At 37.8% G+C, this 18913-nt stretch carries 13 protein-coding genes; 5 read left to right on the top strand and 8 right to left on the bottom strand.

Going from position 1 to position 18913, the window contains the following annotated elements:
• Nucleotides 1-147 precede the first annotated feature (147 nt).
• Nucleotides 148-1356, top strand: a complete 1209-nt coding sequence (locus tag BR30_RS0126775) for a HupE/UreJ family protein (protein ID WP_231507830.1) — start codon at nt 148-150, stop codon at nt 1354-1356.
• Nucleotides 1357-1410: 54 nt separating this feature from the next.
• On the opposite strand, the gene BR30_RS34670 is transcribed toward BR30_RS0126775, so the two are convergent.
• Nucleotides 1411-5871, bottom strand: a complete 4461-nt coding sequence (locus BR30_RS34670) for a bifunctional 2',3'-cyclic-nucleotide 2'-phosphodiesterase/3'-nucleotidase (RefSeq protein WP_155928866.1) — start codon at nt 5869-5871, stop codon at nt 1411-1413.
• A 269-nt stretch (nt 5872-6140) separates the two neighbouring features.
• On the opposite strand from BR30_RS34670, the gene tagU reads away from it, so the two are divergent.
• Entirely contained in the window at nt 6141-7073 is a 933-nt protein-coding gene (tagU, locus tag BR30_RS0126765; RefSeq protein ID WP_026567706.1) for a polyisoprenyl-teichoic acid--peptidoglycan teichoic acid transferase TagU, read from the top strand.
• A 49-nt stretch (nt 7074-7122) separates the two neighbouring features.
• On the opposite strand, the gene BR30_RS35460 is transcribed toward tagU, so the two are convergent.
• Both BR30_RS35460 and BR30_RS0126755 read right to left on the bottom strand, forming a co-directional pair.
• Nucleotides 7123-10113 carry a S8 family serine peptidase gene (locus BR30_RS35460; protein ID WP_231507841.1) on the bottom strand — a complete coding sequence of 997 codons (2991 nt, stop codon included), beginning with the start codon at nt 10111-10113 and terminating at the stop codon, nt 7123-7125.
• Between the two features lie 194 nt (nt 10114-10307).
• Nucleotides 10308-10823, bottom strand: a complete 516-nt coding sequence (locus BR30_RS0126755) for a hypothetical protein (RefSeq protein WP_026567705.1) — start codon at nt 10821-10823, stop codon at nt 10308-10310.
• 330 nt (nt 10824-11153) lie between these two features.
• Between BR30_RS0126755 and BR30_RS0126750 the strand changes: the two genes are divergently transcribed.
• Nucleotides 11154-11729 (top strand): 3D domain-containing protein, encoded by a 576-nt coding sequence (locus BR30_RS0126750; RefSeq protein ID WP_026567704.1) that lies wholly within the window; start codon nt 11154-11156, stop codon nt 11727-11729.
• 137 nt (nt 11730-11866) lie between these two features.
• Here BR30_RS0126750 and BR30_RS35455 read toward each other — a convergent pair whose 3' ends face one another.
• Nucleotides 11867-13258: a L,D-transpeptidase family protein gene (locus tag BR30_RS35455; RefSeq protein ID WP_051633803.1), complete on the bottom strand. Its 1392-nt coding sequence runs from the start codon at nt 13256-13258 to the stop codon at nt 11867-11869.
• A 339-nt stretch (nt 13259-13597) separates the two neighbouring features.
• On the opposite strand from BR30_RS35455, the gene BR30_RS0126740 reads away from it, so the two are divergent.
• Complete coding sequence (locus BR30_RS0126740) at nt 13598-14209, top strand: hypothetical protein (RefSeq protein WP_026567703.1); 612 nt, start codon at nt 13598-13600, stop codon at nt 14207-14209.
• A gap of 41 nt (nt 14210-14250) precedes the next feature.
• Here BR30_RS0126740 and BR30_RS0126735 read toward each other — a convergent pair whose 3' ends face one another.
• Entirely contained in the window at nt 14251-15177 is a 927-nt protein-coding gene (locus BR30_RS0126735) for a CPBP family intramembrane glutamic endopeptidase (protein ID WP_197032419.1), read from the bottom strand.
• A gap of 351 nt (nt 15178-15528) precedes the next feature.
• On the opposite strand from BR30_RS0126735, the gene BR30_RS0126730 reads away from it, so the two are divergent.
• Entirely contained in the window at nt 15529-15828 is a 300-nt protein-coding gene (locus BR30_RS0126730) for a DUF4359 domain-containing protein (RefSeq protein ID WP_026567701.1), read from the top strand.
• A gap of 84 nt (nt 15829-15912) precedes the next feature.
• Here BR30_RS0126730 and BR30_RS0126725 read toward each other — a convergent pair whose 3' ends face one another.
• Genes BR30_RS0126725 through BR30_RS36990 form a run of 3 tightly spaced genes read right to left on the bottom strand, consistent with a single transcriptional unit; the run spans nt 15913 to nt 18784 of the window.
• On the bottom strand, nt 15913-17694 hold the full coding sequence (locus tag BR30_RS0126725) for a hypothetical protein (RefSeq protein ID WP_026567700.1): 1782 nt from the start codon (nt 17692-17694) through the stop codon (nt 15913-15915).
• Nucleotides 17695-17709: 15 nt separating this feature from the next.
• Nucleotides 17710-18576 (bottom strand): hypothetical protein, encoded by an 867-nt coding sequence (locus BR30_RS0126720; RefSeq protein WP_231507829.1) that lies wholly within the window; start codon nt 18574-18576, stop codon nt 17710-17712.
• 58 nt (nt 18577-18634) lie between these two features.
• Nucleotides 18635-18784, bottom strand: coding sequence for a hypothetical protein (locus tag BR30_RS36990; protein WP_155928862.1), 150 nt, complete (start codon nt 18782-18784; stop codon nt 18635-18637).
• Nucleotides 18785-18913 lie beyond the last annotated feature (129 nt).

Below are 18913 nucleotides of genomic sequence, written 5' to 3'. Positions count from 1 at the left end.
TACAATTATTTCTAAATAGCCAAAATAATTTTTCATTACTGTATACAAATTCAGATAAAATGTGATTATATTTAAGGAGGCTTTGCCCTTATTAAAAATTTTTGTAAATTTCGTAAACTATTTTAAACGTTTTCAGGAGGTTCGTTTGTGCATTCATTTTTATACAAATTACGACGATCTGTGAGTTTTTTCGATAGAAGTCGATATTACGGTAGTTTTCTTTCCATCCTTCTTATTACTTTCATCTCTTTCCCTACGCTTGCTGATGCCCATGCATATAGTGCAAGTTATACAAAAATAACGATGGATGAAAAGAAGACTGAATTGGTATTCACTCTAGATACTTTATCCCTTATTGAACTATTACCCGATATTGACCTAAATAAAAACTGGGTCCTTGAAAAATCTGAAATAAAAAAAGAGCAGCATCATATTGAAGAGTTAATTACTGAAGGCTTGACGTTGGACAAGAACAACAAAGAAGTAACTCCTACAGTCGAAACAATGAAGCTGGTTAAAAAGGAAAATAAAGAGTTTCTTTCCACGACGATGACCTTTCCGGCCTTTTCGGCAGGAGACACGATTGTTTATAATGACGGCTTTTATTTTAATGATACAGGAACGAACTATGTTGATTTGATTTCGGCATCCTATATGGGCCAGTCAAGTGAGGCGATAATACAGGGGAAGGAACGGACTTGGACGATTCTTTTAACAGAGGTGCAACAAGAGCAAGGTCAGGATCAAACCACCCAGCCTGATACGGAACAACCACAACCAAAGACGGCTCAACCAGTGGAGCAATCATCGACCTCTTCTTGGTTTTCATTTTTCAAATTAGGGATGCTTCATATAATTACGGGCTATGATCACCTATTATTTCTCTTTGCCTTGTTGTTAAGAAAACAAACTATTAAACAGTACATTTCGATAGTCACGTCCTTTACACTGGCACACAGCATCACCCTTACCCTTGCTGTGTTAGGTTGGATCACACTGCCTTCTCGTTTTGTTGAAGCCACCATCGCCTTTAGTATTTGTTACGTCGCGTTAGAGAATATTTTACGGAAGGAGATTAAACACCGCTGGAGTATCACCTTTCTATTCGGTTTAATACATGGTCTTGGATTTGCTAGTATCTTAAAGGAAATGGAGATTGCTAAGAGTCATCTTGCTGTTGCATTAATTAATTTCAATCTGGGAATTGAATCTGTGCAGTTAGCTATCGTTCTTTTACTATTGCCATTACTTACTTTTTTGTTTAAATTAAAGATTTCTCGTAGAATCGTCCAAATTGGTTCTCTGATCATATTTTTTTTAGGAGCGATTTGGCTGTTGGAACGAATCTTTTCATAGTTTTTATATCAAAGAAAAAAATCCCTGAAAACTTCATCAGGGATTTTTTTCTTGTTAATCTATTACTTTTACTTTTTCCTTTTTACTTACATTGCCAGCTTTGTCGATTGCAACAACTTCAACCATTTTGCCAGCTTTTTGCTCTTTGATTGAGACGGAGAACCTGCCAAATATATCAGCAGTATTAGAACCAATCACTTGGCCGCTCACTTTCACTACAACTGTTGAATAGGCTTCTGCATTACCAGTTACTTTAGTGGTGTTCACAGTTATTTTATCAACAGATGGTGTACTTGGAGCAATTTGATCAAGAACTGTAACAGTTGTTGATGCACTCTTATTACCAGCCGCGTCTGACACAATTACAGTTAAACCAGTACCTGCTGCTTGAACAGCTGATAAGGTAACAGAGAATTTACCGTTCATACCAGTAGTGGCAGTGCCGAGCTCACCTTTGCTGCTAGATACTGTGACAGTTGAACCAGCTTCAGCTGTTCCAGTTACTACTTTATCTATGTTACTTACTGCATTAACCATTGGCGCTGCAGGTGCAGTTCCATCAGTTACTGTAACGGTTGATACGGCGCTTACGTTACCAGATGCATCAGTTGCTGTTACTGCAAGTACAGTACCCTTGGTTTGTACTGGGATTGTAACAGTGAACTTGCCATCTGTTCCTGCTGTCGCAGTACCGATAACAGCTTCACTATTTTTCACTTCTACTTTAGCTCCAGCTTCAGCTGTACCTGTTACAAATCTGGATTGGTCATTTACTTTATTAACTACGGGAGCTAATGGTGCTGTGACATCTAATACTTTCACTCTTGCATCATAACTTACATTTAGAGCAGTATCCATTGCAGTCACGATTAGTTCTGTTCCTGCCTTTTGAACTGGAATGTCTATTGTAAAGCTTCCATCTTCTGCAGCAGTTCCTTTACCTAAAACAGTCCCATTTGCTTTTACCTTAACTTGTGTTCCAGCCAAAGCTGTACCTGTTACTTTTGTAGATTGGTCAGTTACAGAAGCAACTGTAGGTGCTGCCAATGTCACCTCTTCTTGCTTGATTCTTCCTTCAATTTCAGCAGTAATTGGACCTTCAATCGTTTTAACAAAATCAACTAAAGCGTCTAAGTCAGAAGTCCAAGTTGTACGTTCTTTACCCTGTTTAAGGATGGTGAATCCGTCGCCGCCATCAGCCATAAAGTTATTTACCGACACACTATACTCTGCCGTAGGGTCAATTTTTGAACCGTCTGGAAGGTAGATGTCGACAACTTTTTGTCCTAAAGGTAACTTATCCGACCAGGTATAGCTTAAACCTGAAATTTGCATAATCCGGTATCTGTCAGCTTGGAATTGCTGATTGATTAATGTTCTTACTTGATCTCCTGTAATCTTTAAGCTAACAACATCATTACCGAATGGTTGGATGGCGAATAAATCACCCCAAGTAACATTTCCTGCTTGTTTGATTTCATCACGAACGCCGCCAATATTCATGAATGCAAACTGTGTACCAGTTTTAGCTCGCATGCTATCGGCAATAAGGTTACCCATTGGGGCTTCCCCAGATTTATTTTGTGCACGAGAAATTGGTGCAGTTGTAACCCCAACAACTTGGTTTGTTTGTGGAGCAATATACTCCTTATACGCATCAAGCTCAGCCTTAATTTTTGCATCTGGAGTAATACCGTCTTTAAAGGTCGAGGCAACTTCAGCTGTTTTTGTGACGATATCTTTTGTAACTGGGTCAATTGTTAGGTCAACATCAGAGAATGCTGTACCATATGAATAAGATTGAACGAGTAATTTACCGTCAACTGTTGAGTTCAAGTATTTATGATCGTGTGCACCGTAAATAACGTCTACTTCATCATCTATTGCTTTGGCCATGTCGACAACTTTACCTGTTGGATTGTCTCCATTAGATGCTGATGTACCAGGATCATGGGCAAGAACTACGATAGATTCTACACCTTGTTCTTTTAACTCAGCAGCATATTTGTTGATTGCTTCCACTTCATCTGTGAATTTAACACCTGCCACACCGCTTGCGGTAACGATAGTTGGTGTTTCAGTTGTTACGACACCGATGAAACCAATCTTGACGCCATCAACTTCTTTTATTGCATATGGAGGTAAAATTAATTCGCCCGTTTTTTCATCCTCAACGTTAGCCACAACGTATTGGAAATCTGCTCCTTCAAATTCACCATACTTTTCAACGGTTTTTGGATGGGAACCACCATTGATTAAACGTTTCATTTCTGCAACGCCTTCATCAAATTCATGGTTACCGATTGTGCCAATGTCCATACCGATTTCATTCATGAAACGGATGGTTGGTTCGTCTTGTAAAAGGGCCGAAACCGGACGGCTTGCACCTACTAAGTCGCCAGCCTGTACCATTAAAGTGTTAGCAGGGTTAGTTGCCTCTCTTTGTTTTAGGTAAGCAGCTAAGTACTCAATTCCACCAACATCACGGTTAGAAACCTTTGTAGAGTAATCTAATTGACCGTGGAAGTCATTGATTCCTAATAATTGAACGTGTACGTTTTGGTCTAATTCAAATAGGTCATATCCTTGTTTAGTTGTTGATGCACCAAGATCTTTAACATCTGGCTGTTGATCAATGTATGCCTTAGCATCCGGAGCAGAATGGAATACAACCTTTGCTACGCCGCCAATCGGAGCGATTTTCCAGTTGTTATCTGCGACAGGATTGATATTACCTTGCGCACTGATATAATCCATAAGGATTTGCCGGTTTTCGAATGGAGAATCTACAACAGGTTTTAAATTCTTCAATTCAGCTAGACCGCCGCTTCCTCCAGCACGATAGTTATTTGTGGCAATGATGAATTTTTGGTCCATCTTTACAGGAGTTCCATCCATCATTCTAAGGTTCACAACACGCTCACCTTTAGGCTTTGTCACATCAATTTCGTATTTCACACCATCAATGACATCATAATTGTAAGGGCGGAAATCGTAATCAAGTAAATCTTGCTGTTCTGCATTATTCGGGTCAATCGTATTAAATTGTTTCGCTGATTCTTCAATCCATCGCTTCACTTGATCGCCTGTAACTTCAAGAGCCTTTAATGTGTTATCGAACAAGTATAAATCCGCTGCACTCTTAATGGTTACATCGCCTTTAGCAATGTTTGTATAATCGGCTACGCCGCCGCGGCCGCCTTTAAATGGAGCTGCTGCAGCAAGGACTGGATAATCCTTATATTCTGTGTTTGCAATCGCCTTTTTCACATAATCCATCTGCGCTGCGTTAACAATTTGTGTGGAAGCGTCATCCATGACACGTGTGAAGAAGCTGTGCATTGGAATCTCTGTCGTACCGAGTTTTCCATTAACATATGCCCTTGTTTGGTCGTGAATAGCTTTTGCATCACTTACGATTTGTGCGTCTGAAACTGTATTTGCGTCCACAGGACGGTTAACTGATTTAGAATTTGATTTATCAACGGTCCATTTGCCGTTTGTATCCTGAACAAGAGCTAAGTCAAGCACACCAAGGTTATTTCCCCAGAAGCCTGCTTCAACAGCTTGAACACCATTGATTTTACCATTAGTATTATCGATTCCAGTCTTCCCTGTAAATGATGCATCACCAGGGAAGTTAACATGTGCATGTCCGAAAAGCATGGCATCTATGCCCGCCACTTTTGTTAAATCATAAACAGCATTTTCCGCTGCTTCTTGTCCTTCGGCAGCAATATCACAGCCAGAGTGAGCAATTGCAACAATTACATCTGCTCCCTCTGCCTTCATTTGTGGGATAAATTTATTAGCTTGGGAAACAATATCCTTAGTAATGACATTACCTGTTAGGTTATCTTTATCCCATTGCATAATTTGAGGTGGAGCAAAGCCGATGACCCCAACCTTAATCACATGTTCATTGCCGGCAGCATCCTTAATCGTTTTGTCTACAATTTTATATGGCGTGAAATAGTTAACATCATTGGTGGAGTCGGAGTCGTGGTCGTCTTTATAAATGTTAGCGTTCACAATTGGAAATTGGACTTCTTCCTGAACATCTTTTAAGTAGTCTAATCCATAGTTAAATTCATGGTTACCAACAATACCTGCATCATATTTCAAATAGTTCATTGCTTTGTAAATAGGATGAGTATCAGTCGGTCCTAATTTATTTACTTTTGCTACATAACTAGCAAGTGGATTTCCTTGGATCGTATCACCAGCATCAAATAGCATAGAGTTGTCAGCTTCAGACCTAGCTTGTTTAATTAATGTAGCTGTTTTTGCTAATCCATAATTTGTTACTGGTGCATCTTTGAAATAATCATACGGAAGAACATTAGAATGCAGGTCCGTAGTTTCCAAGATACGTAGTGTAGCAGTATTCCCTGTTCCTTCAGCCTTTGCAGCATATGGGAAAATATTCAACGGAACGGTTGTAAGCGCTAACACTGTTGCTAGAGAAGTATTAAGCATACGTCTTTTCATGCTTCTTTTTATCTGTCTCTTCACACTTTTTCCACCCTTCGACAATAATATTAGTATTGCAAGATTATTCTACTAATTATTGGGATAGAATCATAGACCCTTGTTGAAAAATTTGTCATATAATACAAAAAATTATTTCCATTTCGGGAAATTTTTTAAATGAAGTCCTAGAAAAAATATTTTCCAGAAAATCCAGATAAAAATATGTAAGTTTTTCAAATAAATGTATTAAATTTCGATAAAATCTGCTAATCTATTATATGGTTTTAAATTTCGTTTTGGAGGCAAAATAGATGAGAGCTGAGAAGAAAACAAAGAAAAAGAATAAATGGCTCCGCGTTACTGGAATAATTTTATTAGTTCTATTAATTGGAATTGGGGCTTATGCCTATTCAGTATATAGATCATTAACGAATGCTGTAGAAACCATGCATCATCCAATTGATCGAGTTAAATCCGACAAACGTGTCGAAGAGGTATCATTACAAAACAAACAACCGTTTTCCGTTCTACTCTTGGGCGTGGACCAGCGTAAAGGCGATAAAGGCCGTTCTGACACAATGATTATACTTTCTGTCAACCCTAAACTGAATTCTGTTAAAATGCTGAGTATCCCACGTGATACACGCACTGAAATCGTAGGTAAAGGAACTGTGGATAAAATTAACCATGCATATGCTTTTGGTAATGAGGAAATGGCGATGAACACAGTGGAAAACTTTTTGGACATCCCAATAGATTATTTCGTAAAGGTCAACATGGAAGGTTTTAAAGATATTGTTGATGCTGTTGGCGGTATAACCGTTGACAATGATTTAGATTTTTCTCAAGGTGGTTACCATTTTCCAAAGGGTCAGGTGACTTTGGATGGCAAAAAGGCATTAGCCTTTACTCGTATGCGGCATGAGGATCCTCGTGGCGATTTTGGGAGACAATTACGTCAACGTGAAATTATTCAAGGTGTATTAAGTGAGGGTGCAAGTCTCTCTTCACTTACCAAATATCAGGATATTTTTGCAGCACTCGGCAATAACGTTAGAACGAACCTAACTTTTGATCAAATGATGGACATTCAGAAGAATTATAGAAGTGCGGCAGGTAACGTCGATCAAATGACCATAAAAGGTAAAGGGACAAAAATCAACGGAATCTATTATTACGTTGTTCCAGATGACGAAAAACAACGAATTCAAACAGAATTGAAAACACAATTGGAAACTAATTAAGTTAAAAACCCTCGGTCTGAGATTTTAGACCGAGGGTTTTTTAGGTTATTTAGTAATTTAACTCATTTATTTCATACCAATATTCATTTCCTAATGAATCACGATATTCGATCAAATAGTAATACCTGGTATATTTTGAAGGTTTGGTATAGACAAGCGTATTGGAACCTGACTTCACCGTATATTGCTTTTGGACAATTTGCGAACTGCCCTCATAGTTATAAACATGAACGATAGCCGTAATCTGCTGTGTTGTGTTAATTTTCATCTGTAATTGATCGTTATAAATTTGATCGGAAGCTAAGTGAAAGCTAAGACTATGTGAAACTAACCACGCTGGGTTACCTGTTGAAGTCATTTTCCCCTTAACAGACATTTGTCCGTAGGCATTCTTAGCGGTGATGACGTAATAATAAGTGTCACCCTTTTCATCGCCACTAAGCCATGTAAAATATTGACTTCCCGCATTTACTGCTTTATCTTGTGCTATCGTTTTAATTTTTTGATTCGCTTGATTCAAAATTTCTATCGTCACATTCGCTGACCGTGAAAGTTTGTAATGTACCTCACTGCCCTCACCTGGATAGAACATGACAACAGCAGGATAACTTATTTCGATTTTATTAAGATCGACATGGACATTCCCTGAGTAGATTTGAGTGACATTATACTTATCCACGACTTTAATTTTAAACTGATATTGACCATCGTTAAGCTGGTTGTTGGCATCATCCGTCACATTCCAAGTAAAGGAGTGCTGCCCTGCTAATTCGGAAGCAGCTATTTTAATAGTAGATACGCGTTCCCCGCTTTGATAAATTCCAATTGTCACCTTTCCAGGCTTGTTTAAGGTATAGCCGATGGTCATGGTCCCTTTTGTTTTTAAATAATATTCTTTCCCCGAGGCAATAGCAGGAACACGCCAGTCCTGCAGGATGATCGGAGTGCTGTTCATCTTAGTTATATTCCCAGCCATATCCTTTAACTGAACGAAATATCGGTACGTTCCTTCAGGAACTAATTTATTTTTATCATTTTTTCCATTCCAGATAGCGGTGATTGTACCAGGGTTGGCTTTTTTGTTAATCAATTTCTTAATGATTGTCCCTTTTTCATTGACAACATAGACGATTACATATGAGGTTTCTTTTAAAGCCACTTTCATGGTGTTCGTGCTTTTAGTGTCCATTTTAAACAGTGTTGATGATAGTGTTATTTTCCCTGTTGGCCGTACGCTGTCCACTGTTAGTTGAACCCTTTTGGTTTTCCCTTTTTTATTGTGGCTATCTGTAAATGACCAAACGATCTGATATGTCCCATCCTTCACTAGTCGCCCTTTGGTTGTTTTCCCATCCCATACTATTGAATGCTTACCGGCTGAGATTGTTTTTTTAGAGAGAATTTTCTTTACCGTTTTACTGGTCTTATCCGTCACAACAGCAGTTACCTTCACTTTTTGTGTTAACTCATATGGAATCGTAACCTTTCCGCTTACATTCGGAGAATAGGAGTAGGTGCCTGACACCAAAATGGCGGCTTTCGTATGATTCACAACCTTAATTATCGTGCTTTTATAGAAGCTGTCGGACCCTTTTGTGATTTTTACTTCTACTTTATAGCTACCTGTCGATACAAACTTTTTACTTGTTGATTTTCCATCCCAAGAAGCGGAGATTTTTGCTCCCGTTGAGGTTTTATTAGATAGTATTTTCCTAATCGTTTTTCCGTGTGTATCCTTAATCGATAAAGAAACCTTGGTTTTACTTGTTGTTTTAAATGAAAATGCAGCTTTGTTTTTCCCTGTCATGGTATAGGCTTTCGGAGCCGTAATGGTTGAAATCGGTGCATGTGTATTCGAAACTGCCTTATACGCATCAATTCTTCCATACCCGAAATCTTCATCCCATCCCCTGCTGCCGAGATCAACCGTTGATTTTTTTAGAATGGTTTCTACCTGACTTGGACTTAAAAATGGGTTCTTCGTCCGGACGAGTGCAGCAATTCCTGAAACCATTGGCGCGGCCATGGATGTGCCGTCATATGAAGCATACGTACTTCCAGCTATGGATGAATAAATATCCACCCCTGGAGCAGCAAGGTCTATATAATGTCCATAGTTTGAAAAGCTGGCAATTCTATCGTTTCGATCGGTTGCACTAACACCTAACACACCCTCGGATGCAGCAGGATACATCGGCATGTATGTGCTAGAATTACCGGCCGCAGCCACAAGGACAACACCTTTTGATCTGGCATATTTTGTTGCAGACTCTAGTAAATCACTATAACTATCATCACCAAGGCTCATATTAATGACATCAGCGTGGTGGGCCACAGCGTAATAAATGGCTCGGATGACTGTATCGCTACTTGCCTGATCCCCTTGAAAAACGTTAATTGGCATGATTTTTACATTCGGAGCAATCCCAGCAATCCCAAACTTATTAATACTTCCTGCGATAATGCCAGCTACATGTGTAGCATGTTCATCGGGATAATAACTGGAAGAACCGTTTACGGCATTATAAGGGCTGACGATTTTCCCTTTTAAGTCTGGGTGGTCCTTCTGAACTCCTCCATCGATGACTGCGACAGTAATTTTCGAAGACCCCTTTGTTTTGTCCCATGCTTTTGGCAGTTGGAGTTTAGTAAGGTACCATTGCCGGCTATAGCTCGGCTCTTTTGGCAGATATGCTTTTTTGTACTTATAATTTGGTTCGACTAAAGCAACTTGCTTACTCATTAATAACTGTTTCGCAATCGTGGTTAAATTCGCACCGGGCCTGACTTTAACTAAGGAGAAATCCTCGTCACCTAATGGAGTTTCTTCCTCTACATCCACTTGTTTAAGCAGGTCCTCCCGTTCCGTTTGTGTCGTATCTGGCGCAAACTTGACTATTAGTTCTTCGGCAATATATTCTGTTTTCTCCTTAAACAACACATCTGGATCGATTTTCTTTGGATGGGCATTGATCCCATCAGCACTGGCGTCCAAAGACATAAAAAGTAAGCTGAGCATCATCAAGCTCAGAGACCACATGTACTTCACTAGTTATCCCCCATTATGGTTATTTCACGTAATATGTCATTCTATTTATTTACATTTTATCACGTGGTTGATAGATTAGGTGAATTGAAAGAAATATTATTTCGTTACTCTATAACTTGAAAAGAGGAAACCGACAATGTGGCCGATTTCCCCTTTTTACAAGACATTTATTAAGATTTGAATGGCTATTTAATAGTTATTGTCCCATCTTCATCCGTACTGTAGTAGGCATTCATCCCAGCTTTTGTTCCGAGTTGAATTTCAACTTTACCCTTTGACATATCTACGTAGCGAACGTAATATTTTCCTGCTTTGTATGTATGCCATGCGACGGGTTTACCAAAATATTTTTTCATTTGGCTAGCTGTAACTTTTGTTGAAACCATTTTAGTTATTATTACAACTTTTTGTCCTGATGAGAATTTGGTGTCTGAATTTCCATAAAAGAAGCCGTAATAAGCATTTTTCGTACTATAGTAAATATATGATTCAGATTGCCCTACTCTACCTTTTTGCTTCTTTTTCAAGGTCTTATATGTCATGTTTACATTTCCATATACCCCTTTTAATTTTCCTTTCTTTGCAAACGCAGCAAAATCTTTATTGACATACGTGCTTGCGGATGTTGCTTCTGGCTTCACTGTTGCAAAAATAAGAACAAAAGCAATTAGGATAAAAGTAATCCTCATCAACTTCTTCATAACCTAATTACCTCCAAAAATACCATTTTTTAATATTATACTATATTCAGGTATTGATTAAATACCCGGAAACCTTCAAACCTTATATTAAAAACTAGCAAACTTACCCTTTAGGTTTTGTAAAATAATTCCAAACAATACAATTGTTCACCTCACACGGACAAAATAGTGATTTTGTCCACGAGTGCTGCCTGACACCAAATTAATTACTTATTATTACTTAATGACACCTTAATATAACGGATTTGTCATGAAACTAGTAAGCTATTGAAATATTTGTGTAATATTATTGTGGTAACTTTTATATAACAGTAGAAAGGGGTTTTAATTATGAAGAAATTCCTCGTCATGTTTGGTTTGGCAGGTATGATATTATTTGGAAGTAGTAACGGCGCATTCGCAGCATCCAATACATATAAAGTTAAGAGTGGCGATTCACTTTATCGTATTGCAAAAACATATAAAGTCTCGGTAAATACATTAAAAAAATGGAATAACCTTAAATCAAATACAATTCATCCGAATCAGAAGTTAAAAGTAAGTAGTACAACAACTACTACTACAACGGCTAAGAAAGCCAAAACTACTACAACGAGCTCAAAGAAGCAAAAAGTAGTAAAAACAATCACTGTTAGCGCTACTGCCTATACAGCAAATTGTAAAAATTGTTCTGGTATCACTGCTTTAGGTCTTAATCTTAAGAAAAATCCAAAACTTAAAGTAATCTCTGTTGACCCTAAAGTCATCAAACTTGGCACAAAGGTCTATGTTGAAGGGTATGGCTACGCAATCGCCGGTGACACAGGCGGTGCCATTAAAGGGAAAAAGATTGATATCTTCGTTCCTTCTTATAAGAAAGCTATTCAATGGGGAAGAAAAACAGTGAAAGTTCAAATATTAAAATAATCAAGTCTAAGTCCTAAGTGAGTTCATTCACTTGGGACTTTTTATATTAATCTACAATAAAAGAACAGCACTCTAATCACGAATGATTGAGTGCTGTCTTCCTTTCCTGCGCCATTTATTTCTCGGCAATTAAAATATTAAACTGGCATTGGCGCCACTTTTTTAATAGTAAATTCCACAATCGTCTTGTTTCCAGCAGCATCTGTTACTACTAAAGTGTGTTGTCCATCTGTAGTGACAGGAGTTCCTGATGTATAGGAGTTCCCATCTAATGTCGCAGTTCCTTCATTAAAGCTGATTGTAACATCCTTATCATATTCTACTTTATCGCTTACCCCACTTACCACTGGTACTGTTTTATCAATCGTAAACACGACTGTCCGCTTATTGCCAACCGCATCTTTTACCACTACTGTATGTTTTCCTTCTGACTTAACAATATATTTAGACTTAATTGCTTTTCCATTTAATGTCGCGGTTCCTTCAGTAAAGGAGATAGTAACATCTTTGTTATAGAAAGCCTTATTGCTGACTCCACTTACCACTGGAGCTGTTTTATCAATAGTAAACACAACAGTTGTTTTATTACCAGCCACATCTTTTACCACTAAAGTACGTTTTCCTTCTGCTTTAGCTACATATTTTGATTTAATTGCTTTCCCATTTAATGTAGCCTTTCCTTCATTGAAGGTAATCTTAACATCTTTATTGTAAGTCTTATTGTTGCTTACTCCACTTACCACTGGTGCTGTTTTGTCTTTTACAACAACTGTTTTCGTTTTACTAATGTTTCCAGATTTATCCTTAGCTGATAAATATAGTTTTTTGCCGGCTTTTTGTTTCGGGATGGTTACCTTAAATTTCCCCTTCGAATCTGCTTTTTTTGTATATTTTTTTGAGCCGATTTTAACGGTAACCGTTGCACTCTTTTCTGTTACGCCCGACACTTCTTTTGATTTATCTGACACTGTTGTTACTGATGGAAACGTTGGAGCCTTGTAATCAATATTTTTGTAGTATGGTGCTGCTAGTTGATTAAAGGTCTTGCTTGATCTAGTAATGACCACTTTCGCCCCGATTTTTACCTTGCTGAATAGTTCAATTACCTCTTTATTATGCATTCGGATACATCCACCCGAGATATACTTCCCAATCGAACTTTCATCACTATTCCCGTGAATTGCATACGGATAGCCGCCATTTTCTTGTTTACTTATCCCCAACCAGCGTTTTCCAAGTGGATTGCGAGGATCGCCACCAGGAATATTATGTTTATAATAAGGTCTATTTTTAATCTTTTCCCTTATGTAAAAAGTTCCTTCTGGTGTCAGTTTAGATGTTCTGCCTGTTGCAACATTGTATGTTTTTACTAATTTACCATTCTCATAAAATGCTAGTTTATTGATCTTTTTGTTAACAATAATCAGTTGCTTCTTTGATACGGTGCTAGCCTCAGCTTGTTGAGCATGAGGAAAAACAGAAAAACCTAAAAATAAAATAATAAATCCAATCAAAATACGCCTTAACACAAGTGAACCCCCCTGTAATTTCCATTTATTACTACAATATTACAATATTACAACAATACCATAATTAATGTTTTAATAGAAACAGATAAACCTTATATTTATTTCGGCAATTTTCTACAAACTTTTCATAATCACCATAGATTAATATAAACTATTAATATAGTTCTTGCATTAAAAAATTATGGTGCCTGACACCATTGCATAAATATCGCCATTTCTCGGGAAATACTCTTCAAAATTAAGAATAATTGGAGAAAATATGGATTTTTTGTCACTTGGTGTAGTAGGATAGTAATAGTTTCCAAACACACTATCCTAGGAAAATTGGAGGGCAGCAAAATGCTCACAACCGCCCAACAAAAAGTAAAGCAAGAACTTGAAGAATTGCAGATTTACGCCCTTACCCAACATTACAATAAACCAGTGCTTTCCCGCAAAAGACGCTCGAATAAAAAATGGATGAGAACAATAACTTCTATCATTCTGTTGATGGTGACTTGTACTCTATTATTAAAAGTGTATTGGACTCAAAAGGAAATAAGCGTAACCTCCTACTTAACTAATGTTCATGATTACAACAAACTAAGTGAACGGATACTAACCGACTTCCTCACACGTAATAGTGGAAATATAGAGCAAAGTAAAGCACAACAAGAAGATCTATTAATAAAAGTAACAAACCTAAAGTCGGCAGAGAACTTTCATGAACACCAACAGGATATCATCACTGTTTTCAAACATCGTCTTGCCATGATGACCTCCTTTAAGGACCCCGACCATTCCGACCAGGTGCAATTAAATAAATCATTAATCGAGCTAAGTGTGAAGGAGGAATTAGCTGCTGATAGTTTAATCAAAGGTTTTGAGCAGGAAAAAATTAAGTTTAAACAAAAAGAAAATGGAACTGTTCAATACTGGATAAACTCCAAATCCTATTCTCTAAAAAATTAAAAGAAAAGAGGCCGCCCAATTTTCCGGGAGCCTCTTTCCTTTTATTCTACCTTTTGCGACAACCCATCTAACTGATCTTCCTGAACCGTCACAATCTGTTGCAAAGTTGGTTTTTGATCTATTTTTTCAAAAAGAACAAGACACAAATGAACAATTAATACACCTAACGTAAAATATTCCACAGCATAATCGATATAGGACCATGAGAGTGTGGCCGTTATGTCATATACAGCATGGACAATAACCGTCAACCAAAGGTTCCGCGTCCATAAAAGAATCAGCCCAAACAAAAATCCCATATTGGCGAAGGTTACGATCGCCCCAATGCGAATCGTCCATGGCTGTTCGGTATCGAGCGTATGGTCAATCCCGAATAGAATAGAAGTGATAAACAATGCAGCCATAAGGAATACATCCCTTGATCCCCTCTCCCAGCGCCGTGGAAAAACCTTTTTAAAAACGAGAAGCAGTAGAATCATATAAGCTAGCCGCCAAACTTCTTCCAGGCCAGCTAATAAATCTTTATAAATATCCGTTCCAATCGAATCTATTTTTTCAAAGAAGTCCCCAATCGTTTGCTCTTGAAAGGCAGGGACTTCCGGTTCATTCCCTTCAACGACTTGCGAATCCGTGTAATCTTGAACATATTGATCATAATCATCGTTAAAATCTTCAAAGGTGAGACTAGAATAGACATTAACAAACGAGCTTCCCAGGAAAAAAATCAAAAAGGCTCCAGTGAATTGAAGCATATGCTGGCGCGGACTTTTTAGATGGGCCATCTTACCTCCAAGTCTACCATAAAGCTTCCAGCCGATAAAAAACGAGGATACCATGACAGCATCATATAATGTACTGGCCAAATAGCTGTAACGAGTGAGATAGAGGAGAATCTCCGCACCAAATGTGACAATAAGCATCGCAAATAGTAATTTTTTTGAAATCGGTTTGGTTAAATTTGTTGTCATCCCCATCATTCCCTACCTGAAAAATTTCGTGGAGAAATCCTGTTTCCCCCTTACCTGCCTAAAATCTTTACTGCAATGATTCCAAACGCATTCATAAAAAGCAGGAATAAGAAACAGAAAAACATCCACTTCCCTTTTCTCGTCACGGAATAATCCCCTCATTTTCACAAAAGATGTTAGTAATAATTTAGCATATTAATAGTTAATAATCATCCATATTCTTTTTCCAAGTTATCAGAATGTTTTTGTGATTTTCCATGTCGTGAAGACATATGATTGTACAAGCAGTCATGTTTTAGTCAGTATTTTGTTTTCCATATTAATCTTTTAAAAAGTTAGGAGTCTTGCTGAATGAAACGTATTGTTCCTATCATTATTTTAATCGCGGTTATCTATGTTTTATCAACAACAAATCCTAAACGTTCTGCCTATATCGACTGGGTTAATCACAAAACCATGGATAAATCTTCGAGCTTGATTGAAAAAGGAGTTTTATCTCTAGCAGGGAAATCCATTTTCGATGCCGGAACTACACAGAAGGATTATTTTATTTTCACCATCTACAAAACTGACTTTTCCGAAGTAGGCTTTGGATCTGTTACGTCGATTGGCATCTTCAATAAGTTCATTACAATTTCCAATAAAAAATAATTGTTTTTCAAAAGCTTGTCTCAGTTGAGGCTCGCTTATTTTTTTATTAAAAAGACCAAACAATAGCGTTTGGTCTTCTCGTGGTTATTCAACTTTTTCTACCTGGAAAACAGGGACACGAACCGTTTCGCCATTTTCATCCACAATATCCGAATAACTGTCAAAAACACCACTTATTGTATAAGTTGTATTCGTCGTAAATTCGGAGTATCCCTTTAATAACAAATACGTTTTTTCCCATGTTTCTGTTTCTTCATTAAAATTTACCGATAAGGTTACCAGCATTCCGTCATCCTGCTGTGTCTCAGTGTGGGCGCTGAATCGGACTTTTTTCCCATAGTAATTCGCTAGATCTTCTACGTTGATTTCTACATAGGTTTCCTTTGTTTTCGAAAATTGATATTTCCCATTATCATCAGGTTCGAAATAGGCGAGTTCACCTTCCCCCTGTCCAACAGGATTATCAACAACTAAAACTTGGTCCAATTCAATGGTCAAGCCATCAGCTTCCACATCAAGAATGTTCACCATCGAATTACCGCTGACTTCATAGGCCAAGTAATGATGCTTTCGTTCTGATGACTTCGCATCAATATAAAGGACTGGATGATCAGATGAACTTAAACCGCTTTGAAAAACCAGCTGATTGATGGCCGGCGCCCCTTCCATGGTGTCCTCAGTTACCATCATTGGTTCTTCACCCGTGAGTCGTCCAAAATATAAGCCACCGTCGGTTGAAATGGCAGCAACCACGCTATCTGCACCAAATTTCTTGCTAGCCTTCACGACTTTCGAAAATTCTTTCCCAGGATACAAGCGTTCTAAGACACGAATGGGTTCATATTTATCCCATGCAAGATTGGTGCTGGCAACTAATTTCGTCGTATCGTCTAATGGTTTTAGCTCCTCATAGATTTTGAGTGCGTCCTCATACTTATGGGCAGCCGTCAATTGCTCCGCGCGGTCAAGGCTTTCCACTGTTGCGGATTCAATATAAGAAAAAACTTCAGCATTCTTCATATTTCCTTCTAGCCTCTTAATCGTAATAGCTGCTTCTGCAAACGCGGCGTAATCCTTTTTATTTATCGAAGCTGTAACAATTTCTAACAAATGCGAATCTAGTGTTTCCACCAGCCAGTTAGAATCAAGCGACAATACTGTTAGCGCAGTAAATTGTCGAATCCCCTCATCAACAATCGATGAAGCCAAACCTGTTTCAATTTCCTTATTGATTTTTGTGGAGTAATATTTAATAAACGCAGTTTCAATTTCCTTTGTCTTAGCTGACGAGCTTTTTCCATAATATTCGGCTGGAATCTTATGAAGGACGTTGAAAATATCTTCCTCTTCCGATATCACATTCGCACTGTCAATCTCTAATTTTCCAAAACTCTCTTTTTTAAAGGAAGTAAAATACCCCTTCATTTCACTATCCAATTTAGTCAGTGCCACCATCTCTTCATACATTTCCTTTTGTACACTGGTGCCTGACACCCAATTTTTCTTACTACCCTGCCAGTTTTCGTAGGTTTCCACGAGTTTGTTTAGATCCTGATCCCTATAGTAATTGGCTGCTTTTTCATCGAATTCCTCGATACCTTTTCGAATTGGTGAGAGGATCGAGAGTTTTTGGTTAATATCTTTGTTATGGTCTGTAACGAAAATATTTAGTTTGGCTGCCTGGAACTTTTCTTCTGCAGCCGCTAATTTCCCCGCCTTATATAGTTTTATTGCTTCTTTATAGGTGCTAAGTTTTTCATGCGCCATAATCATTTTCCCGCACACAGCAACAAGTAAAACAAATAGTATGAGCAAGGAAACATTGCGGGACCATCTTACTTTTTTATAGACGGTTAGTTTAAACATGTTTTTGAATCCTTTCTACGAAACAAACCGCTTAAAATCTGGATCATAATGATACTTTATTTCAACTAAACGCTTCGCTTTTACCGCAAGACTTCCCCAATCCTCATCAGGGTTTGACTGGATAATATTACACAGTCTTAAAAAACGGTCCTTTGGAAAATATTCAAGGAATTCCTCAATGAACGCTGAGAATTCCAGAATGTACAGTTTCATTCGCAGCGTGGTCCCAGCGACGGCAATAAGCGAATCCATCCCAAAATCCCTAACAATGGTATCGCGATATTTAATAAAGTAGATAATACACTTTTTAGTAATAAGGGTCCGATTGATTTTTAAAACCTCCAAGGCATATTTCACAAAATCCTTATCATAGGATGAAGGAATAAGAGGTTCCAATTCAAGCTCCATATCTCTTCTTAGCAAGATATTATTTAAGACCATGACACGGCGTATTTTCACCTGATCACTATAAATAAAATCCCCAATCTCACGTAGTTTTTCATCGGCCGCGGCCAGCCTTTCCTCTCTTACATCCTCTTTGGCCAGCTCGCTGTCGAACCGGATACCGGCCTGAATCTTTCGAAAATCTGAACGTAAAAGCTTTTTCAGCACGATAAAATATTCACTTTTCATAAAGATTAATGTGAGCATGATATAACTAATCACAAAAATGATCCCCGTGATTAGTGATAGATAGAGCGTTTTTACCGTTGGGGCAGCGACAATCCCTATACAAACTAGAATCAATATTCGAATAGCTTCTGTATATAATCGATTTTTAAAAATGGAATGAACCAACCCCTCAATACCAATAAACTTCGAACCGCATTCTGAGCATTCTTCATCCTTTAAAACCGAATACCGATTGCACTTTTTACACATTTTCAACTTTTGGAAACGATATTTCGTCCTTTTTTTCTTGGATAGCTGGATAGCGTGTTTAGTTATTAGAATCACCTTCATTCAACATGATCACTAACTCATCGTCGATATCATCGAAGTTCCCGCCGTTCCGCTTGTTTTTAACTAATTTATAGGTTTTCCAGCCAAGAAGCATAACTAGTATACTCGTAAATACAATATTGTACATTCTGTCTCCTTTCTTTGAACAGTTCTATCAATATCGTTCATTTTCCAAAAAATACATTAAGGCTATTATAAGATTTATATTTTAATATTTAAAGGCGGGATATGTTTGTGAATATTTTGGAAGCGATGG

Source organism: Bacillus sp. UNC41MFS5 (assembly GCF_000686805.1).
The sequence above is the reverse complement of the archived record's forward strand: the minus strand, read 5'-3'. Positions and strand labels throughout refer to the sequence as shown.

Bases quoted from the DNA above. Each gene is read 5' to 3' on its own strand.
- BR30_RS0126730 (WP_026567701.1), top strand. From the start codon at position 15,529: ATGAAACGTATTGTTCCTATCATTATTTTAATCGCGGTTATCTATGTT.
- BR30_RS0126720 (WP_231507829.1), bottom strand. From the start codon at position 18,576: ATGTGTAAAAAGTGCAATCGGTATTCGGTTTTAAAGGATGAAGAATGC.
- BR30_RS35460 (WP_231507841.1), bottom strand. From the start codon at position 10,113: ATGTGGTCTCTGAGCTTGATGATGCTCAGCTTACTTTTTATGTCTTTG.
- BR30_RS0126755 (WP_026567705.1), bottom strand. From the start codon at position 10,823: ATGAAGAAGTTGATGAGGATTACTTTTATCCTAATTGCTTTTGTTCTT.
- BR30_RS36990 (WP_155928862.1), bottom strand. From the start codon at position 18,784: ATGTACAATATTGTATTTACGAGTATACTAGTTATGCTTCTTGGCTGG.
- BR30_RS0126735 (WP_197032419.1), bottom strand. From the start codon at position 15,177: ATGACAACAAATTTAACCAAACCGATTTCAAAAAAATTACTATTTGCG.
- tagU (WP_026567706.1), top strand. From the start codon at position 6,141: ATGAGAGCTGAGAAGAAAACAAAGAAAAAGAATAAATGGCTCCGCGTT.
- BR30_RS0126750 (WP_026567704.1), top strand. From the start codon at position 11,154: ATGAAGAAATTCCTCGTCATGTTTGGTTTGGCAGGTATGATATTATTT.
- BR30_RS0126740 (WP_026567703.1), top strand. From the start codon at position 13,598: ATGCTCACAACCGCCCAACAAAAAGTAAAGCAAGAACTTGAAGAATTG.
- BR30_RS0126725 (WP_026567700.1), bottom strand. From the start codon at position 17,694: ATGTTTAAACTAACCGTCTATAAAAAAGTAAGATGGTCCCGCAATGTT.